The sequence below is a fragment of the Actinokineospora lacus genome, assembly GCF_053813445.1.
The window spans coordinates 209,010-235,616 of sequence record NZ_JBQERA010000013.1; the positions used below are offsets into that span (position 1 = coordinate 209,010).

The window sequence follows — 26,607 nt, forward strand, 5'->3', positions numbered from 1 at the left end:
GTCGTCGCCCTGCCCGCAGCGGGTTGCCCGCGTGTGAACGGTGCGCGCGTTCGTGGGCGAACCGGTTCGGCTTCTCGTACGTGGACGGTGTGCGGGTGGGTTTCGTGTCGCCTGGCGGGGGAGCGAGGTTCCGGTGCGCGTCGAGGTGTTGGGGCCGGTGCGGTTGGTGGTGGCGGGCGGGGGAGTCAGGGTCGGGCCGCCGCGGCAGCGGGCGGTGCTCGGGGTGCTGGCGGCCGCGGAAGGCCGGGTGGTTCCCCGGGCGCGCATCCGGACCGCTTTGTGGGGTGCCTCCGCGCCCCCGAGCGCGGACGGCAGCGTCCACACCTACATCTGCGGTCTGCGCCGGTGCCTGGGCGCCCACGCGCACCTGCTGGCCACCACCGGCTCGGGCTACACCCTTGCCGTCGAACCCGGCGCCCTCGACGCGGTCCGGTTCGCCCGCACCTGCGCCGAGGCCGCGACCCGGAGCGACCCGGAGACCGTCCTGCGGCTGCTCAGCCCGGCGCTGGACCTGTGGCGCGGCGCACCGTACGCGGGGATTCCCGGTCCCTTCGCCGACGCCGAACGCAGCCGGTTGACCGCCCTGCACCACCAGGCGCGCCTGCACCACGCCCAAGCCCTCAGCGCGGTGGGCGACCACGTCCGTGCCATCGCCGACCTGCGCGCCTTGGCCGCCGCCGACCCCCTGCACGAGGGAACCCGCGCCGCCCTGGTCACCGCCCTGCGCCGGGCAGGCCACCGCGCCGACGCGCTGACCGCCTACCACGCGGCCCGCCGCGACCTCCACGCCGACCTCGGCGTCCCCCCAGGCCCGGACCTGCGCGCCGCCCTCACCCGCACCCTCGCCGACACCCGTCCGTTCCTCGTCCGCGCCCGCCCCGTCCCCACCTCCGACCACGCGACCACCGCCGAACCCTCGGCCGCCCCCGGCGCTCCGGCCGCCGCCCGCGCGACCACCGCCGATCCTCTGACTACCACCGGCCCTCGCGCCGCCGTTGACCCCCTGGCTGCCACCGAGCTCTCCGCCGTCAGTCCACCGCCTCCGCCGTCCGAGGTGGACGAGCTGCTCGCCTGCCTTCCCCGTGCGACTCGTGACATCCTCCGCTGGGTCGCGCTGATGGATCGTCCGACAAGAGCGGGTCTTGTCAGGGTCGCAGGCCGCGTCACCGCCTTGGGCGACGCCCTCGCGGCGGGCATCCTGGTCGAGCGTCCCGTCCTCGCCTTCCGGGACGACGCCGTGCGCGAGGCAGTCCTCGCCGACCTGGCCCCGCCGCTGCTGAACGCGCTGCGCCGGGAGGTGGGGCGGCGTCAGAGCAGACCTTCGCGAAGGGCGTAGGCGACCGCGTGGACGCGGTTGCGCAGGCCCAGCCTGGTGGTGAGGGCGTAGACGGTGTTCTGGACCGCGCGTTCGGAGCAGTCGAGACGTCCGGCGACGGTGTCGGTGTCCCAACCCTCGGCGATGAGCCGCAGGACGTCCGCCTCACGCGGGCTCAGGCCGGGCGACCCGGCGGGCGGCAGCCGCTCGGCATGGCGCAGCAGTTCGCCGAGCAGGTCCGCGGGCATCACCGCCCCGCCGCCCGCCACCGCGCGGACGCACCCGGCGAGCCGATCGGCCGTGGCGTCGCGGCGGGCCAGCACCCCCCGCACCCGGCATTCCAGCAGGGTGCGGGGGTCGGCCTCATTCGGCTCGTCGGCCACCAGCACCACCAGCGCGTCCGACTCGGCGCGCCAGCGCCGCAGCACGGCGAGCGCCGCAGGCGTGGGCCGGTCCACCGCCAGCACGACGATGTCGCAGTCCTGCGGCGGCCGGGCCGCCAAGACCAGCCCGGCGCGCCCGCCCAGCGTCCCGGCCAGCCCGGCCAGCGACACCGGGTCCGTCGCGTGCACCCCCACCCGCACACCGTCCATCGTCGGCCTCCTCGCGTCCGGTCACCCCATGGTCATCCGACCGCCTGCACGGGATCTTCCGCCGGACGGCGAACCGCGGGCCGCGCGGTTACGTGCACGTAGGAGAACGGGAGGAGACGATGGACGGCGACACCCTCCGGGTCCAGTTCCTCGGTCCGCTCCGCGCGTGGCGCGACGGCGTCGAGCTGGACCTCGGACCTGCCCGCAGGCGCGCGGTGTTCGCCCTGCTGGCCGCGCACGAGGGCCGCACGGTGCCGCGGGCGGAGATCGTGGCGGCCGTGTGGGGCGACGCCCCGCCCGCCACCGCCGAGGCCGTTCTCCACAGCCACATCTGCGGCCTGCGCCGCGCTGTCGACCCTGCCCGCCGCCGCTGGTCGACGGACGGCCTCCTGGTCTCCGAAGGCGGCGGCTACGCGCTCCGCCTCGACCCGGCCCACCTGGACACCACCCGCTTCGCCGGGGTCCGCGCCGCCGCCCTGGCCGACCCGGAGCCGGATGCCGCCGCGGACCGCCTGGCCGACGCTCTTGCCCGCTGGCGGGGCCCCGCCCTGAACGGGGTTCCCGGTCCCGCCGCCGCCCGGCTCCGCGACCGCCTCGCCGAGACCCGTCTCGCCGCCGAGGAGGAGCACGCCGCACTGCTCTTGCGCGCGGGCCGCGCGTCCGAGGCCGTCCCCTCCCTCACCGCCCTCGCCGCCGCCCACCCGTCGCGCGAATCCCTCTGCGCCCTCCTCATGCGCGCCCTCCACGCCACCGGCGACACCCCCGCGGCCCTCCGCGCCCACCGCACCACGGATACCGCGCTGACCAGCACCTTCGGCATCGGCGCCGCCCACCCCCTGCGCTCCCTCCGCGACCTCCTCGCCGCCCCCGCCCCGGACCTCGACGGCCGTGAGACCGAACACACGCTCCTGCGCGCACGCCTCGCCGCCCTGACAACGGGCGAGGGCGGCGTGGTATGGGTGGAGGGCGAGGCCGGGATAGGGAAGTCCGCTCTGCTCCAAGCGGTCCTCGTCGACACGGCCGCGGCGGACATCAAGACCGTCCCGGTCCGCTGTGGCGATCCAGACACGCTCGGGGACCGGGTTGTGGCGGCTGTCGACGGGCAGGGATCACCGGTCGTGGTACTGGTGGACGACCTGCACGCGGCCGACCGGAGCGCCGCGGGAGTGTGGGAGCGGCTTGTCGCGCTGGCCCGCGGCACGCCGGTTTTGCTGATCGGGGCCGCGCGGCCGGTCCGACCCGACAGCGCCGGGGGCCGCGCGCGACGGGTCGCGGTGCGGGCGGGCGCGCACGTGCTCGCCGTCGACGCGCTGCCGCGAGCCTGCCTGCCGTCCGTCGCGGCGGGAAACCCCCGGCTCGCCGAGATCGCGACCCGGTTTCCGGCGCATGAGCGGCGCGCGCTGTTCGCCGCCGTCCGGCGGGCGTTCGTCCCGCGGCGGCTTCGGTTCGTCCTGGCACACGCCGCCCGGCTCCGTGACGAGTTCACCGTCGAGGACCTCGCCGAGGTGAGCGGGCTGCCGTTGCTCGACGCGGTCGAAGCCTTGGACGAAGCGCTCACCGCCCGCCTGCTCCACGCGGTGGGCGACTGCCTGGCCTTCCGCCACAGCCTGGTTCGTGACGCGCTCGCGGTGTGTATCGCCGGTGAACCAACGAAAAACGAACATCGACACATCTTCGTGTCACTTGATGTGATTCTGTCCATTGTAGAGAGAAAGTATCGGCGGGCCCGCGACGGTCCTCATGCGATTGTAGGGGGCCGTGGGAACCACAGTGATCGCCGTGTGTTCGGCCGACAAGCTCATGCTGCCGGGGATCGCCCACTTGTTCCGGGACGACCCCCGGATGTCCGTCGTGGCCGAGGAAAAGGCGAACGAAGCCGACGTGCTGATGGTTGTCTCCGACACGGGGGACACGGCCGCCCTCGGCCGGGCGGCCCGATTGTCGGCGGCCCCGATCGTCCTGGTGGCCGACCGGGTCGACGTGGCCGACCTCGCCCGGCACCGCGTCGCCTGGGTGGTGGCCCGCCGTGCCGCCACGCCCGCCGCCCTGGCGACCGCCGTCATCGCCGCGGTCATCCCGGGCGCGGAGGACGGACCGCCCGCCCGGGTGGCCGAAGACGACGCGGTGACGCTGTCGCCGCGCGAGCGGGAGTTGCTGCACATGCTTGCCGACGGCTACGACACCGCGGAGATCGCCCGCGGTCTGCGCTACTCCGAACGCACCGTCAAGAACATCGTCCGCGGGCTGCTGAACCGCCTGGGTTTGCGCAACCGTGCCCATGTGGTGGCCTACGCGATCCGCGAAGGCGTCCTCTGAGTCCATTAAGGATAGAAGTGCCCGATCCCCTCGGGACCGGCGGCCGACCGCGCGTCGATCCTCGGCCCGGTCGAACTGGCAGGCGACGACGGCCCGATCCTGCTCCAGTCCCGCGAGCAACGCATCCTCCTCGGTGTCCTGCCCGCCCGTGTCGGCGAGGTCGTCCCGGTCGGCTACCTCGCCCGCTGCCTCTGGGACGCCGCCCCGCCTCCTGACGCCGAGACCCGCCTGGTCCGGATCGTCCGCCGCTCGATGACCCATCGGTGTCGGCCGAGGCGGTCGGAGGACTCGATGCCTTTTATGTGCGATGCGTGGGATCGTGCCGCGGTGGCGTAGCCATCGCCGGAGGAGGTCGATGTCATAGGCATTGTCCGCGTCGAGCTTCGCGGGCCGGAAGCGCCGTGGGCCACGCCATGAGCGGCCCATCAGCATGGGCTTGAGCGCCTGACTGTCGTGCAGGTTCGCGGCCGATACACCCACCGCGAGTGGTAAGCCGGTCCGCTCAGGCAGCGAGCGATAAACGCCGCGCCGAACGCAGATATGTCGCCTCAATCCGCTGGACCGAACATCTACTCTTGCCGTGGTGCGGTTCTTTGAGCGTCCTGAGCGGTGAAGGTGGTCAGCTTGGAGTGGCCGAGCTTCTGCGCATGTCCAGCTCTCGCGGTGATGCTGGGTTGCCTGCGAGGCATTGGGAGGCCATGAGGGTGGCCTTGCGTCAGCTGGCGACTATGACCGAGTGCAGGTGGCGGAGAGCCCTACTGTGTCAGAGTAGATCACGCGATCCTGTGACCTGAGGAACGCAACTTCCGTAGGTCACAGGGTGTCCGTTCAGGTTGGTTGAGCGCGGTTCAGTGCTGTTATGTGTGTCTATTGGCTCCCAATTTGCTCCCAGCCGGTGCTCCCATTGCTCATGGAGCAGCCGCAGAGAAGGTCCGCTCATGCCGATGAGCGTGCGGTCATTCGCGGCTACACCGCGTCGCCACTTGGTCGGGGTCCACGCGGGAACTAGTGCCGTTCAGGCACACCTGCCTCGAGCACCGCTAGGTCGCGCACGGCGTATCGGTGGTGCTCGGCTTCTTCCTTCAGCACCACCTTGAGGCAGCGGCGCACGACGTACTCCTGCTCGGGATACATGTCCGCTGGCTTGCGATCGCATACCCGGTCGAGCTCGGCCGCGGTGAGCCCGTCGACGACACGCCGCATCGCGGCCATGCGGGCGAGCCGCGGCGCGAGCACCTCCTCGAGCGTCGGGGTGGCTTCGAGGGTGAGGCCGAGCTTCACCGCCTCCTCGGGCGGCGTCCCCCCGGCGGGGAAACCCAACGGGTGGTACGGCGCTTTCTCCTCGAGCACCGCGTTGCCGAGCCAGGCGTCGCAGGCGAACAGCAGATGCCGTTGTGTCTCGACGAATGACCACTCGCCGTCGACCTGCTCGTGCAGTGTGGCCTCGGGCAACAGCCTCGCCCGGTCGAGCGTCGCGCCCCACAAAGCCTCGATGGCGTCCCAAGCAGCCCGGTAGTCCTCGGGAGAAGCCGCATCCCGCGCCAGCACCCGCGCGGGGTGCCGGCGGTCGAGCTCGGCCTCGACATAGGCGGTCACGTCGACGTCGTTGACGACGAGGCGCTCGAAGTAGCCACCGAGGTAGACGTCGCTGCCGTAGCAGTCGACGATCTTCAGACCGTTCACCTCGCAATCGCGGATCTCGAGGCCGGCGAGGTTGCACAGGTGGATGCGAGCACCGCGGAATTGGTCGCTCTGGACGTATTCGGAAACCATCGAAGCAGTCTCGCTCACCCGTCCCGCCCGCGCCAGGGGCTGCCCAGACTTCCACGTTCGGCAGTGGTCTGAAGCGGGCCCGCCACGGAAGGTGAAGTACGGCGTCGAGGTCGTGGCCACGGTGGCGTCGTAAGGTGCTGTGGCGCTCGCGCCCGCACACCGGCCCGGCTTCATACGCCCGACGCCTGCAGACACCGTCATCGTGAGCGAGCAAGCCTTCGTACAGATGACCGAAGTATCCCGGGTCGAGTTCCACCGCGCGATTAGGACCGACCGGCCCACACCTGCAACGACGTTCCTTCGTCAGCGGGACGCACTCTTCTGCCGCGATCCGCGCGTCTCAATGTCCGCTCTTGCCGAATAGAGGATGTGGATCTTCGGGCAACGTGATCGGCGCGCACAAACCGAATCCTGCCGCATTGCTGTTGCCGCTGGCCGCGGCCACCGGTGGATCTGACGACGGAGCTAATGCAGTACTCCAAGCGTCGAGATGTGGTTCTCGCCGCGAGAGTCGTACAGCCGCCAACCCTCGTTGATCATGAGCGCAGCAGCCTGCGCCAGCGTGGTGACGAACTGTTCAGTTGCTCTCAACGTCACAGGAGTGACGCCATCTACTGACTCGCCCTCGGTACGCCCGAGCGCGGCGAGAACCGCCCAGTCCCGCGCATGTGCGATCCCACTGCCGACCGACCAGCAGAACGTGGCGGCGGAGTCATCGAGTCCGGTTACGTCGGCGCCAGCGGTCGCGACGATGTGCCCCCCCACGACGGCGGCCTGGCCGTGGCCTTCAATGCCGCCTCGTCACTAAGAGCGTGTCCAACGTGGTGGCTGCTCGTTGGTTGATCATGGTTGAGTCCTGAGGTGTCGTTTCCAGCAGGTGAGGCTGGCGGCGAGGTCGATGAAGGCCAGGTGGTTGCGGGGGTTGCGTTCGTAGCGGGGTGAGAGGCGGCGGCAGCCGAGCATCCAGGCGATGGTGCGTTCGATGACCCAGCGGTATCGGCCCAGGTGGTGGGAGGAGTCGACGCCTTTGCGGGCGATGCGGTCCCGGATCCTGTGCCGCCGCAGCCACCGGCGCAGGTCGGTGGTGTCGTAGGCCTTGTCCGGGTGGAGTTTCCGCGGTTTCCAGTGCCGTCCCCGGTCGGGGTCGTGCCGGGCGAGCAGGGCGGCGAGCATCGGGTTCAGGCCGTTGGCGTCGTGGGTGTTGCCACGTGAGACAGCGGTGACGAGGGGCATTCCGGTCCGGTCGGACAAGATGTGCATCTTGGTGCCGGGTTTACCTCTGTCCACGGGGCTCGGACCTGTGTGTTCGCCCCTTTTTTAGCCCGGATGTGGGCGGAGTCCAGCAGCACCCTCGACAGGTCCAACAACCCGGATTCGCGCAATCTCTCCAGGATTTCCCGGTGCAGGCGGACGAACACCCCGGCCCGCGCCCAGATGGTGAAGCGGCGGTGCACCGTCGACCTCGCCGCCCCGAAACACGGCGGCAGCGCCCGCCACGCGCATCCTGAGACCAGCACGTAGACGATCGCGGCGAACACCGCCTCATCAGCGATGTTCTGCGTCCCACCGCCCTGCGGACGCACACCGGAGGGCGGCAGCAGCGGGCTTCGCCAGCTCCCACAGCCCCGGCGGAACTATCCACGACCAACGACCCTCAACCATGATCAACCAACGAGCAGCCACCACGTTGGACACGCTCTTAGCTGCCGTCCTCGGCGAGACCATGAACATCTTCGCCGCCGCCGAGTACGTCCAACCCGACTCGATGACAAGCCGAGCAAGACGCAAACGAGCGCGGAGTCAACTGGGCATTAACGTGGGACACGAAGGCCTCCGGTTCGTGAAGCGGTTCCTAGACAGCTCCACCTCACAACCAGAGGCCTTCACCTGTCTCAACGACAGGCCGAGATCAACTCACCCCAGGACAACGTCCCTGGACATCGCAGCGCTAGAGGCAGTTTTCTTGGCGGCGGCACCTACACTGGCATGCCAGCAGGGCCAGTCATCGGCTCCGACCTTGGTCGTGCAGCCGGGATTCCAAAGCCTGCCTGCCTGGGCTGGCCTGCCGGTGACCGACGTGATCGATGCTCGTGCGGCGCAGCTGTCGGTCGGGCGATCGCTGCTGCCAACCCAAATGGCGCCGCCCGGTTCTGAGATCAGGTCGCGCTCGCTACGAAGATCCGACCGCGTCAGCCGGAGTCCGACCACACTTGCGCGAGGCCGAGGCCGGTGAGACCTGAGCGGGTGATCAGCCGAGCGAAGTCTTGGCCGAAGTAGAGCGACCACCGGAGTAGCTGCGGCACCTTGAACACCGGCAGGCCGACGACACGATCGGCGACGAACGCGCATGACCGCACTTCCATGACGTTGCCCTCGTCGAATCGGACCAGGTCGGACCTCTCCTCGTCGAGTGCGTCGACGACGGTCAGCACGTTGAACAGCCACAGGTCCGCGTCCTGGCATGCCAGCGGCAACAGCTCGCCGTGCTCGACGAGGACAGGGCCGAGCACGTCGACGGCGCGTGGCCGGAGCACGAGGACGTGCGTGCCCAGCCACGGCAGGTCTGCCTCGACGGACCCGCCGTCGCGGCCCTCGGACGCGAACCTGACGACGGGCAGCCGCCGCCAGGTCGCGCCCAGGGGTGTTCCGTCGAGGCTCCAGAACACTTCGTGATCGGTGTCGAGCTCCGGGGCCACCCATTCGTAGCCGGGCTGCACCCGGGGCTCGTACACCGTCACGATCTCCGCGGTCATGGATACGTGCCGGTCGTCTGAAGTCGATGCCTGATGTTGTTCAGCACCTGCAAAGCTTGCTGCTTGCTCCTGGCTTGGCCGAGCGCTCGGTTCACGGCCTGATAGTAGGCAGGTGTATGCACTCTGTGGTGTACACCATTAGTCAGAAACACACCGTTCGCGGCGTCATCGATACGGATGCCGTACTTACTCAGGACGGTCCGGGCCAACGCCGCGGATCGTCCAGGCGCTTGGGCGCCACCGGCCACGATGTGGTGCGCGTCTACCCGTCCCGCGGGCCGGATAGCGTTTGCCGCCGTGAGCCTGGCGGCGAGCGTCTTGGAGGAGAACTTCTCCGGCGCTCCGGCGCCCGCGGCGACCGCGGCGGCGCGGCTGCGAAGAAGAGCCTGCCGCGCGGCCCAATCGCCGGCCTTGCCACCGACCACGCTGCTGACGGCGCCGATCGCGGCGCCACGAGCAACATTGTCGCCGTTGATGGCCGCTTCGGTTCCACCGCCGGCGGCTCCGCCGACAGCAAGCCCGAAGATCACGCTCGCGCCCGCGGTGGCGGCGGTCACGCAGCCACCCACCGCACCACCGGCGGCGGCGGCGCCGACGCCGCTCGTCACCGGTTTGCCGTTCCACCAGTTGACTCCGGCTTGGATGCCGCCGCCCACGAGCCCGCCAACGGCCCCGCCGACGACACAGCCCACCACGCCGACCCGGCCGTCGGGGTCGGTCACCTTGACCGGGTTGTTGTTGGCGTAGGTGTACGAGGCGAGGTTCACCGAGGAGAGGACGCCGCCGTTGGGCTCGCCGTCGAGGTACTCGGGCAGTGCCGGGTCCGGTGACTGCCAGATGCTGGTGCGGGGGTTGTAGTAGCGGGCACCGTAGTAGAGCAGGCCGGTTTCCTCGTCGAGTTCCTTGCCGCCGTACTGGTAGGGCACGGGGGTCGGCTGGCCGGGGTGCTCGTTGACCCAGGTCTCGCCGGAGGCGAAGTACTCCAGGTGCTCGGTGAGTGCGGCGAACTCGTTGGTGACGTAGCCGGAGGAGCCGAGGTGGTCGTTGTGGAAGTAGAAGACGTGGTTCTCGTAGGTGGTGTCGGGTTTGACCGTCTTGGTCAGCATCCGCGTCTCGCCGACGTAGATGTGCTTGAACCCGGTGCCGTTGCGCTCGCTGAAGTGCTGGTTGGGGTAGATGTGCTGCGAGCCGGCGATCTTGACGACGCGCGTGCCCTCGTCGTCGTAGTAGTAGCGGACGGTCGCGGGCTGTCCGGGACTGGTGCAGGTGCTGGGGTCCTGCGGAATGACCTGGTTGCGGTTGTGGTCCTGGTTGCAGGCCAGGCGGTTCTCCTCGTCCCACACCAGCTGACGCCGCTTGCCTGGGGCGGGTGGCATGGTGTTGACGGTGTCGATCAGGTTGCCGTTGGCGTCGTAGCCCTGGTTGATCGGGCCGATCCGGCTGGGCGCGTGCGGTTTGGTGCTGCCGGCGGTGCCGTAGTCGTAGTCGTAGTCGTAGCTGGTCTTGCGCTGCGGCTGGACGTTCTCCTGGGTGCTCGCCTGGGTCGAGAAGGGGACGTTATCGTACGCGGGCTGCGACTCGGTACCGGCCGGTTCGACCGGCGGCGGACCGTCGTCCACGATCGGGACCGGCATCGTCAAGGGCTCGGTGTCCGGCTCCTCGATGACGCCGAGCGGCGGGTACTGCTCGTGGTACGGGACGGGCTCGACCGGCCGCGACGGGTCCGAGACGTCCTCGGTCGTCGCCGGGTCGCTGGTGACGGTCGGCTTGGCGGTCTGGCTCTCCTCGCCGAAGCCCGCCGACTGCGCCGAGGCGGGCGCGGCCGGGTTGACGACGATCTCGTGCTGCTGGTCCTTGCCGGTGATGTTGTGGATCGAGTCGTAGGACAAGTCGAGCGTGTACCGGTCGAGCTTGTTGTCGGCGTAGGTGTACTCGCCGCGCGCCGATGTGAGCCGGTACAGGTCGTCGTAGCCGTACGTCTGCGTGCTGGGACCGCCGATCGGCTTGCCGTGCGGCAGTGCGACGTCGTTGTGCAGCGACAGGATGTTGCCGACGTCGTCGTAGTCGTAGGTGAGGTTCTGGAACGCGTGCCCGTCGGGGAGCTGGGCCCGCAGGTTCGCGAGCTGACGGTCCTCGGCGTCGTAGGCGTAGGTGGTGCGCACGCCGGTGCCGGTGTCGGTGAGCAGGCGTTGGCCGAACTTGTCGTAGTCCTGGCGGGCGAGGTAGGTGTAGTTGAACGTGCCCTTGCGCCCGGTCGCCCGGTCGGCGAGGCCACCGGTGTCGTACCGGTAGGTCAGGACCTCGCTGTCCGGATAGGTCATGGTGAGCACCCGGTTGAACGAGTCGAACCGGTAGGACGTCGTGTACGTGCGGGCCGGGCCGTTGAGCACAGACTCCGGCACCGTGCGGGTCTCGCGGGTCAGCTCGCCGAACGGCCCGTACGCGCGGGTCTCCGTGCCCGCCCCGTCGACAACCCGCACGACGCGGTCGGCGCCGTTGTCGGCCGCGCCAGGCTCGCCGTAGGTGTAGGTGACGTTGTTGGCCGTGAAGGTCGGGTAGCGGATCGCGGCGAGCCGGTTGAACTGGTAGTCGTACTCGACCTGCCTGCTCGCCGCGCGTAGCTTCGAGGTGATCTTCGAGGTGATGTTGCCCGCGAGGTCGTAGCGGGTCTCGGTGCGGCCGGCGTCCGGGCTGTCGATGATCGTGCGACGGCCGAGGTTGTCGTAGGCCGAGGCCGTGGTGTTGCCGCGGTCGTCGACCGCCGTGGTGATCTGGCCGAGCGCGTCGTAGCCGTAGCTGGTCCAGATCACCGGCTGCCCGCCGGCCGGGTTGAACTCCTTCACCGCCGTCGTGAGCGTCCGCACGTCTTGGTAGGTGCGGCGTTGCTTTCCGTTGGCGTCGGTGGTGACGGTCTCGAACCGGGTCGTGCCGGAGCGGTCCTGGCCGAAGCCGTGCGCCAGCTCGGTCGCGGAGGCGTCGGGCAGCACCGTCCGGGTCGGGCGGTCGAGGACGTCGAAGGTCGTCCGCGTCGGCGCAACCGTGTCGAACGAGCCGTTGAACGTCGTGTTGCCGCCACCTTTGGGCTCGGTGACCGGATAGAACTCCTCGACGACACGGCCCAGGAAGTCGACCTTGTTGCGGCCCGACACCGTCATGACCGACTGCGGGGTGTCGCCCGCGGTGGCCACGACGGTGGCGTCCTTCTTCGTCTGCAGCGCGCGCTTCGTGCCGTCGACGAACGTGACGGTGTCGATGGTGTCGGCGCGCACGCCGTCGGCCGCGCGGTCGACGTTGCGCGTTACCGCGTAGGGAACCGTGGCTTCAGGGTGGTACTCGAAGTCGATCGTGAGCCGGTCTTCCTGCAGCTCGTACGGTCCGGCCATCGAATCGACCCGGCCGACCGCGTCGAACGCGGTCACCATGCGCTGGCCGTTCTTGTCGGTGACGTCGTTCTGCTTGCCGAACCGCAGGTCGTGAGTGGAGGTGGAGCGGTAGCCGAAGCTGTCGGTGATCGACTCCACATGGACGCCGACGACCTGGTCGTAGCCGTAGTCGACGCGATAGCGCTGGCCGTGCTTGGTCACGGGGTCGGTGACCGACCGCAGGTTGCCGTCGGGGAAGTACTCGAGGTCGGTGACCGCGACCGTGCCCGCGGCACCGTCCGCGAGGTGCTCACGCACCTGCGCCAGGTTCGCCGTCGCACAGTCGACGACGGCCTCGCGGCGCCGGAGCAGCGTGCCCGTGCCGGTAGCGATCTCCCGCAGAGTTGTCGGTAGGCCGACGATGTGCCGCGCACGACACGCCGGGTCGACGCCCGAGTAGCCGGTCAGCGACTCCAGATCGTCCGCCGTGCCGGCGTCGGCCGCGTCGAACAGCCGACTGACGTTGCCGAACTCGTCGTAGGCCATGTCCTTCGACGTCGTCTTGCCCGGCGTCGCCTGACCCTCGTAGAAGTTCTCCACAGTGCGGACAAGATGTGGGAACACCGTGGCGACAGCGCTCGCCAAGTCGGCGGGCGCGCCGGTCGCGACGTCACGCAGCGCATAGGTGCTGACGGTCTCGGTGAACGGCCGGCCCGCTCCGTCGGTGGTGAGCGATCTGGTCGTGAGACCCTTGGTGTAGTAGCTGTCGGTGCGGTACTCGGCCGTCAGCGTCCGGTAGAGCGCGTCGCCCGCTCCGGCGTCGCGGACCTCGGTCGCGACGCGGCCGTAGCCGTAGAACTCGCGCTCGAAGCGGTCGTAGCGGCCGTTCTCGTAGCGGAACGTGGTGAGCTGGGTGTCCTGGCCGTCGCCGACGTGGCCGTCGAACAGGGCCGCTTTGGACAGCACCCAGCGGGACTCGGGCTGGTCGTAGGTGTTGCCGTCGCGGGTGTAGTCGAGGTCGATGCGGCCGCCGAGTGGACGGTCGACGGTCTTGAGCAGGTTCGTTCGGCCCGTGCGGTTTTCCGCGACCACGAGCTCGCCGTCGTCGCCGGAGCGGACGTGGTCGGTGTAACCGTCGCCGTTGACGTCGCGCAACGCCAGCTCGGTGCGGCCGACACCGGTCGAGGTGTCCGCGCCGGGGTTGAAGATGATGGCACCGGCCCCGACCGGGATGCCGAAGGTGAAGTAGACACCGCCGCCGAAGTTCGCGTTGGCGTCGGCGTTGAGCCCGTCGAGCGACCCACGGAACGGCGACGGCGCTGCGAACCCGTTGCCGGTGTTGATCGCGACGGTCACCGGCGACCCGGCGAACACCCGGTCCATCAGGCCGTCACCCGTGACGTCCATCAGCGACGCCTCGGCCTCCGATGAGCCCGTCGACGCAGACACGCCGCCCGCGAAGCCGTAGAAGTCGGTGTTGAAGCCGAGATTGACGCCGGCGTTCTCGGTCTCGCCGGTGTTCAGCGGGCCACCGGGCCACGGCTCACGCCCGGCGAACGAGTAGCCCAGGTTCAGCGCGGCGTCGCCGTTGTCGAACACCTTGTCCGGCAAGCCGTCACCGTTGATGTCGATCAGGTCGTGCCGCGCCTCGGACTCGCCACCACCCAGGTTGCCGCCGAACCCGAGCCCGGGCATCTCCAGGCCCGCGCGGCTGGTGTTCGCCGAGCCGTGGCCGGTCGGCATGTCCTGGCCGCGCGCGTTGCCGCTGGTTCGAGCCGGAGAGCCACCGCTCGCCGACACCGAGTACGCGGTCGAGTCCGACTCGCGCACCGAGCCGCCGACGCTGCCGCGGGTGTTGCCGAGGCCGCCGTTGGGGTCGGAGTACTGCACCCCGCCGGAACCGACCACGTCGGGGAACCGGTCGCCGTTGAGGTCGAGGAAGTCGAGCGTCGACTCGGTGTCGCCGGTCGCGAGGCTGCCGCCGAGCGGGCCGACCCCGAGGGTCGTGGAGATCTGCTCCGTGCGACCACGACGCGGCACCGACGACGCGCCGGCAAAGTCCGCGTCGCTGACGACGTCGATGGTGTCCGCGCCCAGACGGGAGCTTGAGGCGCCGCTCGCGGCGACCCAGGTGTTCGCGTCCGCCCCTGCCCACCGGTTCTCAGCCGGCATCGGCGCAAACACGACGATCCGCGGCGTCGCCACCGACGGATCGGCCCTGAAGCCGGGAATGTCGGCCTCGGTCGGCGCACCCGGCAGCGAGTCGACGAAGTCCTGGTCGATCACTAGGTCGGACTGCGCGATCGGCGATGTGGCGCGCGAGCGGTTGCCGTCGTAGCCGATCGCGCCCCAGCCGCGGTACGGCTGCGCGAACGCACCGTGCGGTGCGGCGGCATGGAACGCGGTCGGGGCCGCGCCACCGTCGATCGTCGCCGACTGCGCGGTGACCCGTGAGAACACGGCCGCGTCGCGCGTCGCGAAGTCGACGAACAGCTCGTCGCCCGCGGTCACGGCGACGGCGAACGCGGGGATCGCGGCGGCTCCACCCGCGGTCACCGGCACGGTCCGCTTAGCGAGCAGCGCGCCGCGCTTCTTGACGGTGACCACGACCGTCGCGTCCGCCGCGCCTGCCGCCGGGGCGACAGTGAGGGCCGGCTGTACCGTCACCGTGCCAGCCGCGGGCGCGGTCCACGCCTGCTGCGGCGCCGTCAGGGTCGTCGCGGGATACACGTCGAGCTCATAGGGCGGGCTGATCGCGATCGTCGGGTTCCCGGCCGGGTCGGTGACGGGCACGTCGCCTGCGGCCGCGGTGTAGTGGGCCCGCGGCGTCCAGCGCAACGCGGCGGCGTCGATCGGCGAGTCGACCCGCAACGCCCACGACAACTGGTCGCCGGCGTTCACCGGGATGTCGATGTCCAGCGGCGTCGTGCCGGTGGAGCCTGCGGCGAGGGTCTGCGCGAACACCTCGGCGCCGCCCCGAGTGATCACCACGCGCACGTCGTCGGTCGTCGCCGCGGTCTTCGCCACGTCGCCGGTGAGGCGCACCGTGCCGGTGAGCGGAGCCGCCACCTGCGACGCGCGGCCGGCGAGCGTGAAGTCACGCGACGCCAGGAAGCGCTGGTTGTCGAGACCGTTGACGTCCGTGGACGCCGGGATCGAGGTGTAGGTGACCCGCGGGTCCCACGCGACCTGGTCGAACCGTCCGTCGAGAACGGACTGGACCCGGAAGTACACCGCGTCGCCGCGTTGCACCGCGATCGAGCCGACCCCGGTCGGGGCGAACTCGAGGTAATCGTCCGGGCCGATCCGCTGCGCCCACAGTTCGGCGTCCTCGTGCTGGATCGCGACCCGCACCCCGTCGGCCTTGCGATACGCGGTCCGCGCCGCGCTGGTGTCCTCCACCAGCCGCACCCGACCGTCGACCGCGACCGTGCCGTCGTACGGGGCCACCCACCGCCGCACGCCGTCCAGCAGCGGGAACGCGTCGACCTGCCGCTCGAACTCCGCCGTCCCGTCACCCACCACCGGGCCGTTGACCGCGCCCGGGCCGATCGGCGCCGGGGTGTCGGCGCTGTTCAGCGTGTACGCCGGGTTGCCGTTCGCGTCCAACCGGCCGAACAGCACACCCCCGTTGTTCACCAGGTCGGTGATCCCGTCACCGTTGACATCGGAGAAGTAGCGGTCCGACGTGGTCGTCGTCGACACGTAGTCGAGCTGCGCGGCGACGCCAAAGTACGATTCGACGCCGACCGTGTTGGCGCTCGACTCGTCCGAGGAGATACCGGGGAGGTTCGTCAGCGGGACCGCGGTGTCGGAGAACCGCGGCTCGCCGCCGGGGCCGGACAGGTTCTTACGGTACTGCACGCCGCCGCCGGCGCGGAACACCTTGTCCGGCAGGTTGTCGCCGTCGACGTCGGCGAGCGCCAGCAGCCCCTCCGACGAGCCGGAGTTGTGGCCCACCTTGACACCGGCCGAGCCCGTCTTGGTCTGCGACAAGGGGTTCGGGCTGTACCCCACGTACAGGTGCCCGCCCGCGCTGTCCGTCGAGTTCGCGGCGATTGCGCTCGCGTCGCCGTTGACGATCCCGGCCGACAGCCCGTCACCCGGCACGGTCCACCCGCTCGAGGCCGCGAACGCGTCGTAGCCGCCGTCCGCGCCGCGGATGTCGTCGAAGTAGTCGAACGAGTGCGTCGTGAACAACCGGTTGTCCGCGTCGAACTGCGACACCGACTCCAGCAACGTCTTGTGGAACGCGCCCGTCCGGTAGTTCAACTCGTACGCCCGGATCAACGTGTCGTCCAACTTGACCTCGACCCGGCGCAACAGATCCGCCGTCACCCGCTTGAACCCCAGCCGCGCGTCGATCTGCACGTCCGGCCGGCGGCTCTCCGCACGGTCACGGTCACGCACGAACGACACCGAATAGCGACCCTCGGCCGTGCCGTGCCCGGTGTAGGTGATCCGCTGCAGGTACAAGTTCGAGCCGGGCACCGTCGAGTTCGCGACCCCGCCGTCGGACACCGACGTGTGGTGGAACCGCATCAGATTGCCGTTGAGGTCACGTACGTCGCGCAACGCCCACATCCCCACGTTGCCGCTCGCGTCGGTCAATGTCGACATCGGACCGTTGCCGAACGTCGACACCGTGCCTTCCTTGTCGGTGACCTCCCACCAGTAGCTCGCCGGGGTGTCGCCGTGCCGCACGATCTTCGCGAAACTGCCCTCCACGCGGGTGTGGAACACCTTCTCCGCGGTGCGCGGCAGCAGCTCGCCGCGGTGCGCGACCGGCGTCAGCTGCTCGCCGTTCAACAAGTAGGTCTCGGTCTCCAGCGCCCCGTCGTAGCGCGGCACCCCCCACCGAGTGTCCAGCGTGATCGACGACGACGGCACATCCCAGCCGACTCCGACCCACCCATTGCCAGTGCCGCTGCTGTAGTGCAACGCCACATCCGGCTCCAGGCCAGCGCGGCCAGGCGGCACCGACAGCGGATACGACAACCGCGCGTCACCCGAACTCGACGCCTCGGGAGCGTTGATCAGCTCCACCTGGGCGCTCGGATCACCAGCCGCCAGATCTTTGATCTGGTTCGGGTTGAAACCCGCGCCTTCCGGATGCTCAGGAACAGCGATCGCTTCACTGCCCGCAGTCGACTCCGGTTTCGACAGCACCGGGCGGCTCGCGGGCACGAGCCCCGCCACCACCAGCGTCAATATGATCAACAGTGGAACGGCACGACGGCCGGTCAGCTCACGACGCTCGAACATATTGAGTCCCCTCGCGCGGTGATCCCAGACCTGAACCGGAAATCGAAGGAGCACGGCGCGCCGTTACCGCCGCATGTGTTCTGGCGATCGCTCGCACCTGAACGGAGTAGGACCAGCTTGTCGAGCAATGATCGACAACACGATTTCGTTATGTCGATCTACGATCTGCACCCCGTTCGGGGGCTGGCCCAAACTCGCGATGATGCAGTAGATGATCTCGTCGCCGGTGACCAACTCATTCGCGCGGTGCCCGGGTGTGCTGACCCTCTATGAGCTTCGCCCCACCTTCCGCATCGAACACAGCAGCGATCCCGACTGGTTTGATTATTTACGACCAGTTCATCCAAGTCTGGAACGCTGGCGTGCGGGTCAGTCCTTGAATTTCTAACACTCGCTGCCCGAGGGAGCTTCGCGATCCTCACATGGGCCATATTGCGTCTCGCGCGTTCTACCTCGTCGGCCGACGGGTCGGCAGACGGCGGAGACAACCCCCGAACGTCCGCTCATGCCGCAGATCGGATGTTCAAGCATGTGAAGTTCTTCGATGCTCAGGGGCGTCCGCTTCGGTGGTGCGGCTGGCCGGACTGCTCTGTTCGGGTGGCTGTGGTGGTCGTGGCCGGAGCGCCAGGCTGGCTCTACGCCGCTCACGGCTGCGGAGCATCCGGGTCGGGAGTTCGATGCGGTGGTGGTGGGGGAGTGCGAGCGGGCCTTCCATGGTGATCAGTTCTGGTCTGTCGTCCGCCGGTTGAACGAACTGGGCGTGCAGGTGTGGTTGAGCGGGCTGCGCAACCCGGCCTCGCAGAGCACACCGCAGTGACCAGGTTCGTCCTCAGCCTTTCGGTGGGACGGCTTCAGAGGTAGAACGCGATCGGTCGGACCGACAAGACCTGCGCTGCGCTGTCCCACTCGTCGACGCGGCACAGGCAGCGGGCCTTGAACGGAGCCGACGGCACCGTCAGCAGCATGCCGTCCTCCTTGCACTCGAACCGCACCATCGGCCCCTCACCCGAGGCGGGCGAGCCGTACGGGGCGGTGAAGCCGATGTGGCCGTCGGCGGCGGGCACGCGGCGGAACTTGCCGCGCAGCAGCACGAACTCGGTGTCGAGGGTGTGCAGTCGAACCCCGCCCCTGATGTCGCGGCGGCGGGCGGCGGCGGCCAGCGCGCGGTTGTCGGTGACCTCCAGGTCGGTCAGCTGGACGCGGACGACCGCGTGCGCGTTCTCCAGCGCTTCCCGCACCACCCGGATCACCGACAGCGGCTCGGCGTCCTCCACGTAGCGGCGGATGACCTCCTCGGACTTGCTGCCGCCGATGGTGGCCTTGAGCGTGGGCAGCTCGCCGGAGAGGTTCGCGTCGTCGGTGCGGCGGATCGTCTGTTCGATCTCCTGGCTCAGCGCGCCGCCGTAGGTCAGGTACATCGCCATGACCTCGGCCTTGTCCAGGTACAGCGGCGCGCTGGGCACGTCCCGGACGGACTCGCGGCCCCGGTTGGCCAGCCAGCCGCCGACGAGGGTGGCGATCGCGGTGGCGGAACAGGCCAGGACGGCCAGCCACACCAGCATCCACGGCCACCACACGCCCCACCAGTCGGCGTCAAACACAGCCACGCAGCACCTCCAGTGCCTCGGTGAGCCGGTCGCCGCCCGCGTCGACCACGCGACCGCCGGTCGCCGCGGCGACCTCGGACAGCTCGGCCGCGTCCGCGTCGCCCGCGCGCACCGCGAACAGCGGCACCTTCGGCCCGCGCGCGGTGAAGCGCTCGATGAACGCGGACGCGGGGATGCCCGCGTTGTTCGCCCCGTCCGTCACCAGGACCACCGACACCGGTCGGTCGGGGTCGCGCTCGAAGGACTGGGCGGCCAGGTCGTAGGCTCTGTTCACCGCTGTCCACACCGCTGTCTTGTCGGCGAAGGACTCGGTGGTCAGCAACTCGTCCAGCGCGGTGACGTCCGCCTGGCCCGTCACGGTGACCGCGCGCTCGGCCAGCACGGTGCCGCCGAAGCGCAGCACGGTCACCCGCTCGCCCACCCGGAACCGCACGAAGGAAGCGTCGGCCGTCCCGGTCAGCTCGGCGAAGGCCGCGCGCAGTTCCGCGATCCGCTGCCCGCGCATCGAGCCGGAGTAGTCCAGCACGAAGACCGTGTGCTCCGGCGGCCGGACGCCCTCGGCGGAGTAGTGGGCCAGCAGGATCTCGATGACCTCGGGCGAGTCCGGGAAGTACAGCGATGTCCCGGTGGTCGGCGGCAGACCGGGGGGCGCCGCGACATCGGCGGTGACCGGGCGGCGCGCGGTGGTCTCGGCGATGCGCTGCTGCACCCCCGGCTCCCGCAGCCAGGCCACGACGGTGTCGTAGGCGGCCTGCTGGGAGGGCTCGAACAGCAGCAGGGGGTAGGTCGACTGCACGATCCCGTCGGTCGGGTACACCAGGGTCAGCGGCTCGGGCAGCCGGGCGTTGAGCGCCACCAGCGCGGACTCGTGGTCGACGACCCCGTCCAGTTCGCCGATGCGGCCGGGCACCCGGGCGGTCAGCTCCGCCGAGCTGGGCGCGGACAGCTCGTGCCCGCTGAAGAACCCGCTGAGCCGGTCGCAGGTCACGTCCTCCGGCCGCAGCGCGCCGCCGGTGGCAGCCGCGGCGCTGGCCACCCCGACCAGCGCGGCCAGCCCGCTGTCGGCCTGGTGCGGGTCGGCCATGCCAAACCGGAAGCGGCCTGCCGCGGCGGCGTCGGCCAGGTCGGCCCAGGACAGCTGGTCGCCGAGCCGTTCCGCCGCGGCGCGGGTGAGCCCGACGACGACCGGCGATGTCATGGTCGACGTGCTCTGCGGACGCGGGCCCTCGGGCTTGCCGCCGAGGCCGATGCGCAGATAGCGGTCGGTCGACAGCCAGGCGAGGTCGTAGTCGTGCGCGCCCGCCAGCTCCCGGGTCGCGGCCAGGGTGTCCTCGTACCGCAGCCGCAGCCGCACGCCGGTGTCCTCGCGCAGCTCCTCCAGCAGCGGTTCGAGGTCGGCCAGCTCGGGGCTGGCCAGCACGCTCAGGGTCACCGACGGGGCGGGGGCGGTGCAGGAGCACAGCACCACGGCCGCCGCGGCGGCCAGCGCCCACCGCCTCAGCACGGCCGCACCCTGCGGACCATGCGGTTGTGCAGGTCCGGCTCGGGCAGCGTCGCCGAGAGGCCGAACGGGAAGAGGGACAGGCCGCGCTCGCCCAGGTAGGTGTCCAGCTTGTCGCTGTCGTTGTCGTCGGAGTCCAGGACGCGGTAGCCCAGCTCCAGGGACCGGCGCTCCAGTTCGGGGTCGTCGGCGATCAGGTCGCCGAGCACCCGGCCCGCTTCGGTGTAGGCGACGAACTCCGGCTCGGTCAGCACGCCCGAATCCGGGTACAGCAGCACGCGGAAGTCGTCCAGCCCGCCCTTGGCCTCAATGGTGGCCACCTGCTTGGCGAGGAACTGGTGCTCGTACATCACCACGATCGGCGCGACGCCCGGTCCTTCTGGGGAGAAGTAGACGTCGGTCGGGCTGACCAGGGAGTCGCCCTGCGCCCGGAACATCGGGCCGAGCTTATCGCCGAGCCGGTCAGCGTCGGCCGGGTCCTGCGCCACCTCGCCGGTCATCGCCCAGGCCAGCAGGCCCACGTAGGCGGCGGCGCCGTAGGAGTCGCAGATGTTGGTCGTCTGGGCGAGGACGATCTTGTTGGCCGTCACCGGCTCCCGGTCCGGCCACTCGGCGCTGAGGTCCGCCCAGGTGGTCCCCGGGTAGAGCGCCAGGAACCGCTTCATTTCCAAGGTGTAGTAGATCCCGGCCCCGTCACCCCGGGGCTCGGCGATCCCGGCGGCGGCCAGCAACTCGGCGTGCGGCCGGTAGGTGGCCAGCACCAGCGGGGTGGTGAACGGGCGGTAGGTCACCTCGAAGTGGTCGTCCTTGGCCAGCTCCGCCGCGGTCTGCCCGGAGACGAACACGAAGTCCAGCTCCCCGCGCACCGCCGTGGTGGCCGACTCGATCGACCCGGTGCGGGTCGCGCGGACCTCGACGTTGTGGCGCAGCAGGAGCCGCCGGACCTCGGGGTCGGCGAAGAAGTCAGCCTTGGACCCGGTCCGGCCGGTGACCACCAGGAGCGACTCGACCGGCGGGGTCAGCGCACCCCCGAGCAGCAGCACGACCAGCCCCAGCACGGCGAGTGCGGCGGAGACGCCGAAGCGCCGCACGAACGCGGGTCTTCGGAACCACGCCGTGCGCCCCACCGAGAGCACGGGCTCCCCCGCCGGGTCCACCGCCCGTGTGCCACGCCGCCCCGGCAACGTCGATCGAACCATCCCGGTCTTCCCCCTCCGGTAGTTCACACCGCGCATCACCATATGTATCCAGGGTGACGATCACGGTAATTGGAGGAGAACTGGAGACCTCGGGTTCCACCACGATCACGCAGTGGAACCCGGGCTCCCGCGCGCGGACGCCAGACTGGACCTTCCAGTACCTGTAACCCGAGGAGACCGCCGTGACCGCCGCCGAGAACACCCGAACATCCCATCATGGACACTGCGGCTGCTGCGGCCGCCAACTCCCCACCAGCGAGGTCGTCGAGCTGGGCAGCACTCCCGGGGTGTTCATCTGCGTCGGCTGCGCTCTCTGGGCCGCCGGGCGAGCCGGTCCCGTCGCCGCGCTGCGGCAGCTGCGGTTCACCCCGCTCGGCGCGTTGGCGCGCAGGCTCACCGGTAGCCGCACCACACCGGGAACGGCCGTGGCGGCGATCCCGATCCTGCCCAGCGCCGACCTGGACCGCACCGCCGCGTTCTACACCGCCGCCGGGTTCACCGAGTCCGAGCGACACGACGGCTACCTGCTGCTGCGCAACAGCGGGGTCGAGCTGCACTTCACCCACGAGAGCGCCCCGACGCCCGGCCAGTGCTTCGTCCACGTCGCCGACGCGGTGAAGCTGTGGAAGCAGCTACGCGACCGCGGCACCGCGGGCGTGGGCGAGATCGCCGAGCAGGACTACGGCCTGCGCGAGTTCGTCGTGACCGACCCCGACGGCAACCGGATCAGGTTCGGCAGCCCCACCAGCTGAGCGGCCTTCAACTCGACCGCAGAGCAGGAGTAGGCCCCTACCCGCGTTTCACTGGATGTCACCGACGGTGGCCGACCGGACGAGGCCCCTGGCGGTGAGGTCTCCCGGTGGGATGCCCGGGTGGTGCGCGTCCGCGGCGGCTGAGCCCGAGGTCGTGGCGGTTGGGCCGAGGGCGAGGCGGGACACGATGCGGTAGCGGTCTCCGCGGTAGAGGGAGTGCACGTACTCGATGGGGCGGCCGGTGTCGTCGTTGGTGAGCCGCTCGAACAGCAGCGCGGGCGAGAGCACCGGCACGCCGAGCAACTCGGATTCGGCGTCGTTGGTGACGGTCGGCTCCACGGACTGGATCGCGTCGTGCACCTGCACCCCGTGCTCTTTCAGGCGCTCGTACAGACAGCCGGACTCCAGGTCCGCCAAGGAGAGCCGTGGCGCCGCCGCCACGGGGACGTGCAGGTACTCGATGGCCATGGGCGCACCGTTGACGAACCGCTGCCGCGCGACGTAGAAGATCTCGGCCGCGGGTGACATCCCCAGCCGTCTGCCCACGCGCGCGCCCGCCGCGATCGTCGCGAACTCCAGCACCTTGCTCGTCCACGTGCCTGCCGCCGGGGGCAGGACCATCGCGCGGTCGTCCGACACCAGTTCCTGGGTGATCTTGGCCGAGGCGACGAAGGTCCCGCGGCCGTGCTGGCGCACGAGCATTCCGTTGTTCACCAGTTCGTCGACCGCCGAGCGCAGGGTGGGCCGGGACACCGACAGGCGCTGACAGAGGATTCGCTCCGCGGGCAGCGGGGCGCCCGGCGGGTGCGTCTCGATCATCTCGAGCAGGTAGTCGCGCACGCGCTCGCGCTTGAGGATCGCTCCGGCCATGTCGACAGTATGACAACCTGACCAGAGGACGCTCGTCGGATTGACCAGTCCGGTACGGACATCTGCAAAAATACATGGTTCGACCTGGTGGTTGACTTCATGATTGGTCTATGCCATTTTGGATTTCGACCGCTGGACCTTACCAATTGGTCATATCCCGACCACCCGTGAGGTGACCCGTGCCGCACCGCGCCGCCACTGCCCTGCTCGCCTTGGCCCTGACCCTCCCCGCCGTTGCCGCGTGCGGCTCCGACCAGGGCACCGCCCCGGGTGAGCCGGAGAACCTGACCGTGTGGCTCATGAAGGACACCGCGACCGACGAGTTCGTGGCCGACTTCGAGGCGGAGTTCGAGCGGGACCACCCCGAGTACGCGCTGACCGTCCAGATCCAGGAATGGGACGGCATCACCGAGAAGGTCATCGGCGCGCTCGCGAGCACCGACCCGCCGGACGTGATCGAGGTCGGCAACACCCAGGTGGCGCAGTACGCGGCGAGCGGAGGGGTCACCGACCTGTCGGACAAAGTCGGCGAACTGAACGGCGACGACTGGCTGCCAGGGCTTGCCGAGCCGGGCGCGGTCGGGGGCAAGCAGTTCGGCATCCCGTTCTACGCGGCCAACCGGGTCGTCATCTACCGCACGGACCTCTTCGCGGCCAAGGGGATCACGCCCCCGGCCACTCGTGCCGAGTGGCTGCGGGCGACGGCCGCGCTCAACCAGGGCGGCACCCAGGGCATCTACCTGCCCGGCCAGAACTGGTACGTGCTCGCGGGCTTCGTCTGGGACGAGGGTGGCGACCTCGCCGTCCGCGACGGGGACCAGTGGGTGGGCGCGCTCAACACCCCGGAAGCACTGGCGGGCGCGGACTTCTACCGGCAACTGCAGGCACTGGGCAAGGGACCGAAGGACTCCGACGAGGCCAAGCCGCAGCAGACCGACGTGTTCGCCCGCGGCGACGTCGCGCAGTTCATCGCCGTCCCCGGCGCGGCGAAGCTCGTCACCACCGCCAACCCGGAACTCGATGGCAAGCTCGGCTTCTTCCCCATCCCCGGCAAGACCGCGGGCGAGCCGGGCGCGGTGTTCACCGGTGGCTCCGACCTGATCGTGCCGGTGGCCTCACCCCGGCAGGACGGCGCCTACGCGGTGGTGAAGGAACTGGCAGGCGAACGCCGGCAGACCGAACTGGCCCGCACCATGAACTACGTGCCGAACCGGACCTCGCTCGCGAGTGCCGTCCAGGACGACCCCGGCGCCGCCGCGATGGCCGCCGGCGCGGCCAACGGCCACGCCACGCCGAACTCACCGAACTGGACGGCCGTCGAGGCACGCAACCCGATCAAGGAGTTCCTGACCAAGGTGCTCACGGGCGCCGATCCGAAAGCCGCCGCCGCGGACGCGGACACGGTGATCACCGCGGCGCTCAACACCGCGAACTAGGACCGCCCCGTGGAGCGTCGTGCACAGTCCAGCGCTGACCAACAGGTGTCTCAGGGGAACGTGACGGCACTCGACCATCATCCACCTCGGTACCGCACCTCAGCCGGGACGCGACCAACCCGGGAAAATCCGGGGCGGCGGACCAGCACCCGCCGCCGGGCCGTCTGGCCGTACCTGCTGATCGCGCCGACCCTGCTGGCGACCGCCTACCTGCTCGCGTACCCGTTGCTGCGCAATGTGATCATCTCCTTCCAGCAGTTCGGGCTGGCGGAGCTGATCCGCGGCGGCGCGAGCTTCGCGGGGTTCGCCAACTACACCACGGTGCTCACCGACCCCGAGTTCTGGTCGGTCGCCCGCCGCACCGGGTTGTTCACCGCGATCAACGTGGGGCTGATCATGGTGCTGTCCACCCTGGTCGCCCTGCTGGTCGTGCGGCTGGGCCGGGTGATGCGGCTGGTCGTGCTCGGCGGGCTGGTGCTCACCTGGGCCACGCCGATGATCGCCGCGACCACGGTGTTCCAGTGGATGTTCCAGTCCGAGCTCGGCGTGGTGAACTGGGCGCTGGTGTCGCTGGGCTTCGAGCAGTTCCGGGGGCACACCTGGTTCGCGGACGGACCGCAGACCTTCGCGATCCTCGTGGTGCTGATCGTGTGGCAGTCGGTGCCCTTCGCCGCGCTGACCCTGTACGCAGCGATGACCACGGTCCCCCACGAGCTGTACGAAGCGGCCCGCATCGACGGCGCGGGCGCGCTCCGGTCCTTCCGCTCGATCACCTTCCCCGTGCTGGCGCCGATGTTCGGCCTCATCACCTGTCTCGAGGTGATCTGGGTCGGCAAGGCGTTCGTGCAGATCTGGGTGATCAGCGAGGGCGGCCCCGGCCGGGCGACGACCACGCTGCCGGTCTACGCCTACCAGGTCGCGCAGTCACTGCACCGCTACGACCTCGGCGCCGTGGTCTCCATGCTGATGGTTCTGCTGCTGGCGCTCGTGCTGCTGTTCTACTTCCGGTACATGTTCCGCCAGGAGGCCGCGACATGACTGGCCGAGTCACCCGCAACCTGCTGGCACTGCTCGTGTTCGTGGTGTCGGTGTTCCCCGTGTACTGGATGGTGCTGACCGCGTTCAAGCCCGCGCGGGAGATCCAGGCGGAGACACCGACGTTCTGGCCGTCCGCGCTGACCTTCGAGCACTTCGGCACCGCCGTGCAGGCACAGGGGTTCTGGTCGTTCTGGCGCAACAGCCTGCTGGTCGCCGGGGGCGCCGTCCTGCTGTCGCTGGTGGTGGCGTTGCTCGCCGCCTACGCGGTCGCCCGGCTGCGCTGGAAGGGCAGGCGCGGCTTCTTCCTGATGGTGTTCATCGCGCAGATGACGCCGTGGGAGGCGCTGCTGATCCCGATGTACGTCATCGCGCGGGACACGGGGATGCTCGACACGCTGTTCATCCTGACGCTCGTCTACTTCATGATCACGCTGCCGTTCACGATCGTCACCCTGCGGAACTTCCTCGCGGCCGTGCCGGTCGAACTGGAGGAGGCCGCCCTGGTGGACGGGTGCGACCGGCCCGCGGCGTTCCGGCGGGTGGTGCTCCCCCTGCTCGCACCGGGTCTGCTGGCCACGTCGCTGTTCGGGTTCATCACCGCGTGGAACGAGTTCGCCTTCGCCAACCTGCTGATCATCAAGAACCAGGACGACCGCACCCTGCCGGTCTGGCTGTCCTCGTTCAGCAACACGTTCGGCACCGACTGGGGCGCGACCATGGCCGCGTCGACCCTGTTCATGCTGCCCGTACTGGCGATCTTCATGGTGCTGCAAGGAAAGGTGACCGCCGGGATCACCGGCGGCGCGGTCAAGGGCTGAACCGGAGGC

Annotated in this window: 18 protein-coding genes and 3 pseudogenes; 8 read left to right on the forward strand and 13 right to left on the reverse strand. The window is 70.0% G+C overall.

Going from position 1 to position 26,607, the window contains the following annotated elements:
• Window positions 1–133 precede the first annotated feature (133 nt).
• Window positions 134–1,336 carry an AfsR/SARP family transcriptional regulator gene (locus ACTG9Q_RS27700; protein ID WP_455575856.1) on the forward strand — a complete coding sequence of 401 codons (1,203 nt, stop codon included), beginning with the start codon at window positions 134–136 and terminating at the stop codon, window positions 1,334–1,336.
• On the opposite strand, the gene ACTG9Q_RS27705 is transcribed toward ACTG9Q_RS27700, so the two are convergent.
• A complete protein-coding gene (locus ACTG9Q_RS27705) occupies window positions 1,309–1,908 on the reverse strand; it encodes a LuxR C-terminal-related transcriptional regulator (RefSeq protein WP_455575857.1) in 600 nt (199 codons plus the stop codon). The two genes, ACTG9Q_RS27700 and ACTG9Q_RS27705, sit on opposite strands and share 28 nt — an antisense overlap.
• Window positions 1,909–2,027: 119 nt before the next feature.
• On the opposite strand from ACTG9Q_RS27705, the pseudogene ACTG9Q_RS27710 reads away from it, so the two are divergent.
• Window positions 2,028–2,699, forward strand: a pseudogene (locus ACTG9Q_RS27710) (AfsR/SARP family transcriptional regulator); the annotation flags it as partial.
• A gap of 318 nt (window positions 2,700–3,017) precedes the next feature.
• On the opposite strand, the gene ACTG9Q_RS27715 reads toward ACTG9Q_RS27710, so the two are convergent.
• Entirely contained in the window at window positions 3,018–3,572 is a 555-nt protein-coding gene (locus ACTG9Q_RS27715; RefSeq protein ID WP_455575858.1) for a hypothetical protein, read from the reverse strand.
• A gap of 94 nt (window positions 3,573–3,666) precedes the next feature.
• Here ACTG9Q_RS27715 and ACTG9Q_RS27720 point away from each other — a divergent pair, with 94 nt between their 5' ends.
• Window positions 3,667–4,224: a LuxR C-terminal-related transcriptional regulator gene (locus tag ACTG9Q_RS27720; protein ID WP_455575859.1), complete on the forward strand. Its 558-nt coding sequence runs from the start codon at window positions 3,667–3,669 to the stop codon at window positions 4,222–4,224.
• 245 nt (window positions 4,225–4,469) lie between these two features.
• On the opposite strand, the pseudogene ACTG9Q_RS27725 reads toward ACTG9Q_RS27720, so the two are convergent.
• The 7 genes and pseudogenes from ACTG9Q_RS27725 to ACTG9Q_RS27755 form a co-directional block, all read right to left on the reverse strand.
• A pseudogene (locus tag ACTG9Q_RS27725) lies at window positions 4,470–4,734 on the reverse strand (transposase); the annotation flags it as partial.
• Between the two features lie 495 nt (window positions 4,735–5,229).
• Window positions 5,230–5,997, reverse strand: a complete 768-nt coding sequence (locus ACTG9Q_RS27730; RefSeq protein WP_455575860.1) for a DinB family protein — start codon at window positions 5,995–5,997, stop codon at window positions 5,230–5,232.
• 465 nt (window positions 5,998–6,462) lie between these two features.
• Entirely contained in the window at window positions 6,463–6,762 is a 300-nt protein-coding gene (locus ACTG9Q_RS27735) for a hypothetical protein (protein ID WP_455575861.1), read from the reverse strand.
• Between the two features lie 78 nt (window positions 6,763–6,840).
• A protein-coding gene (locus ACTG9Q_RS27740) for an IS5 family transposase (RefSeq protein WP_455575892.1) occupies window positions 6,841–7,598 on the reverse strand; the annotation gives its coding sequence in 2 pieces (ribosomal slippage) (window positions 6,841–7,308 and window positions 7,311–7,598; 756 coding nt in all).
• Between the two features lie 97 nt (window positions 7,599–7,695).
• Window positions 7,696–7,822, reverse strand: a pseudogene (locus ACTG9Q_RS27745) (helix-turn-helix domain-containing protein); the annotation flags it as partial.
• A gap of 364 nt (window positions 7,823–8,186) precedes the next feature.
• Window positions 8,187–8,750 (reverse strand): imm11 family protein, encoded by a 564-nt coding sequence (locus ACTG9Q_RS27750; protein ID WP_455575862.1) that lies wholly within the window; start codon window positions 8,748–8,750, stop codon window positions 8,187–8,189.
• Complete coding sequence (locus tag ACTG9Q_RS27755) at window positions 8,747–17,377, reverse strand: SpvB/TcaC N-terminal domain-containing protein (protein WP_455575863.1); 8,631 nt, start codon at window positions 17,375–17,377, stop codon at window positions 8,747–8,749. The genes ACTG9Q_RS27750 and ACTG9Q_RS27755 overlap by 4 nt, the downstream gene beginning before the upstream one ends.
• Before the next feature lie 544 nt (window positions 17,378–17,921).
• Between ACTG9Q_RS27755 and ACTG9Q_RS27760 the strand changes: the two genes are divergently transcribed.
• On the forward strand, window positions 17,922–18,194 hold the full coding sequence (locus ACTG9Q_RS27760) for a hypothetical protein (protein WP_455575864.1): 273 nt from the start codon (window positions 17,922–17,924) through the stop codon (window positions 18,192–18,194).
• A gap of 34 nt (window positions 18,195–18,228) precedes the next feature.
• Here ACTG9Q_RS27760 and ACTG9Q_RS27765 read toward each other — a convergent pair whose 3' ends face one another.
• From ACTG9Q_RS27765 to ACTG9Q_RS27775, 3 genes are read right to left on the reverse strand one after another with little or no spacing between them, the layout of a single operon-like run.
• Complete coding sequence (locus ACTG9Q_RS27765; protein ID WP_455575865.1) at window positions 18,229–18,984, reverse strand: hypothetical protein; 756 nt, start codon at window positions 18,982–18,984, stop codon at window positions 18,229–18,231.
• On the reverse strand, window positions 18,971–20,488 hold the full coding sequence (locus tag ACTG9Q_RS27770) for a vWA domain-containing protein (protein WP_455575866.1): 1,518 nt from the start codon (window positions 20,486–20,488) through the stop codon (window positions 18,971–18,973). The genes ACTG9Q_RS27765 and ACTG9Q_RS27770 overlap by 14 nt, the downstream gene beginning before the upstream one ends.
• Window positions 20,482–21,621, reverse strand: coding sequence for a hypothetical protein (locus tag ACTG9Q_RS27775; protein WP_455575867.1), 1,140 nt, complete (start codon window positions 21,619–21,621; stop codon window positions 20,482–20,484). The genes ACTG9Q_RS27770 and ACTG9Q_RS27775 overlap by 7 nt, the downstream gene beginning before the upstream one ends.
• A 245-nt stretch (window positions 21,622–21,866) precedes the next feature.
• Between ACTG9Q_RS27775 and ACTG9Q_RS27780 the strand changes: the two genes are divergently transcribed.
• A complete protein-coding gene (locus ACTG9Q_RS27780; RefSeq protein ID WP_455575868.1) occupies window positions 21,867–22,436 on the forward strand; it encodes a bleomycin resistance protein in 570 nt (189 codons plus the stop codon).
• Window positions 22,437–22,484: 48 nt separating this feature from the next.
• On the opposite strand, the gene ACTG9Q_RS27785 is transcribed toward ACTG9Q_RS27780, so the two are convergent.
• Complete coding sequence (locus ACTG9Q_RS27785) at window positions 22,485–23,306, reverse strand: GntR family transcriptional regulator (RefSeq protein ID WP_455575869.1); 822 nt, start codon at window positions 23,304–23,306, stop codon at window positions 22,485–22,487.
• 179 nt (window positions 23,307–23,485) lie between these two features.
• Here ACTG9Q_RS27785 and ACTG9Q_RS27790 point away from each other — a divergent pair, with 179 nt between their 5' ends.
• Genes ACTG9Q_RS27790 through ACTG9Q_RS27800 form a run of 3 tightly spaced genes read left to right on the forward strand, consistent with a single transcriptional unit; the run spans window position 23,486 to window position 26,598 of the window.
• Window positions 23,486–24,742 (forward strand): extracellular solute-binding protein, encoded by a 1,257-nt coding sequence (locus ACTG9Q_RS27790; protein WP_455575870.1) that lies wholly within the window; start codon window positions 23,486–23,488, stop codon window positions 24,740–24,742.
• A gap of 60 nt (window positions 24,743–24,802) precedes the next feature.
• Window positions 24,803–25,780, forward strand: coding sequence for a carbohydrate ABC transporter permease (locus ACTG9Q_RS27795; protein ID WP_455575871.1), 978 nt, complete (start codon window positions 24,803–24,805; stop codon window positions 25,778–25,780).
• Window positions 25,777–26,598 (forward strand): carbohydrate ABC transporter permease, encoded by an 822-nt coding sequence (locus tag ACTG9Q_RS27800; protein WP_455575872.1) that lies wholly within the window; start codon window positions 25,777–25,779, stop codon window positions 26,596–26,598. The genes ACTG9Q_RS27795 and ACTG9Q_RS27800 overlap by 4 nt, the downstream gene beginning before the upstream one ends.
• The last annotated feature ends 9 nt before the right edge of the window (window positions 26,599–26,607 follow it).

Bases quoted from the DNA above. Each gene is read 5' to 3' on its own strand.
- ACTG9Q_RS27705 (WP_455575857.1), bottom strand. From the start codon at position 1,908: ATGGACGGTGTGCGGGTGGGGGTGCACGCGACGGACCCGGTGTCGCTG.
- ACTG9Q_RS27715 (WP_455575858.1), bottom strand. From the start codon at position 3,572: ATGTTCGTTTTTCGTTGGTTCACCGGCGATACACACCGCGAGCGCGTC.
- ACTG9Q_RS27730 (WP_455575860.1), bottom strand. From the start codon at position 5,997: ATGGTTTCCGAATACGTCCAGAGCGACCAATTCCGCGGTGCTCGCATC.
- ACTG9Q_RS27750 (WP_455575862.1), bottom strand. From the start codon at position 8,750: ATGACCGCGGAGATCGTGACGGTGTACGAGCCCCGGGTGCAGCCCGGC.
- ACTG9Q_RS27755 (WP_455575863.1), bottom strand. From the start codon at position 17,377: ATGTTCGAGCGTCGTGAGCTGACCGGCCGTCGTGCCGTTCCACTGTTG.
- ACTG9Q_RS27760 (WP_455575864.1), top strand. From the start codon at position 17,922: ATGCTCAGGGGCGTCCGCTTCGGTGGTGCGGCTGGCCGGACTGCTCTG.
- ACTG9Q_RS27785 (WP_455575869.1), bottom strand. From the start codon at position 23,306: ATGGCCGGAGCGATCCTCAAGCGCGAGCGCGTGCGCGACTACCTGCTC.
- ACTG9Q_RS27800 (WP_455575872.1), top strand. From the start codon at position 25,777: ATGACTGGCCGAGTCACCCGCAACCTGCTGGCACTGCTCGTGTTCGTG.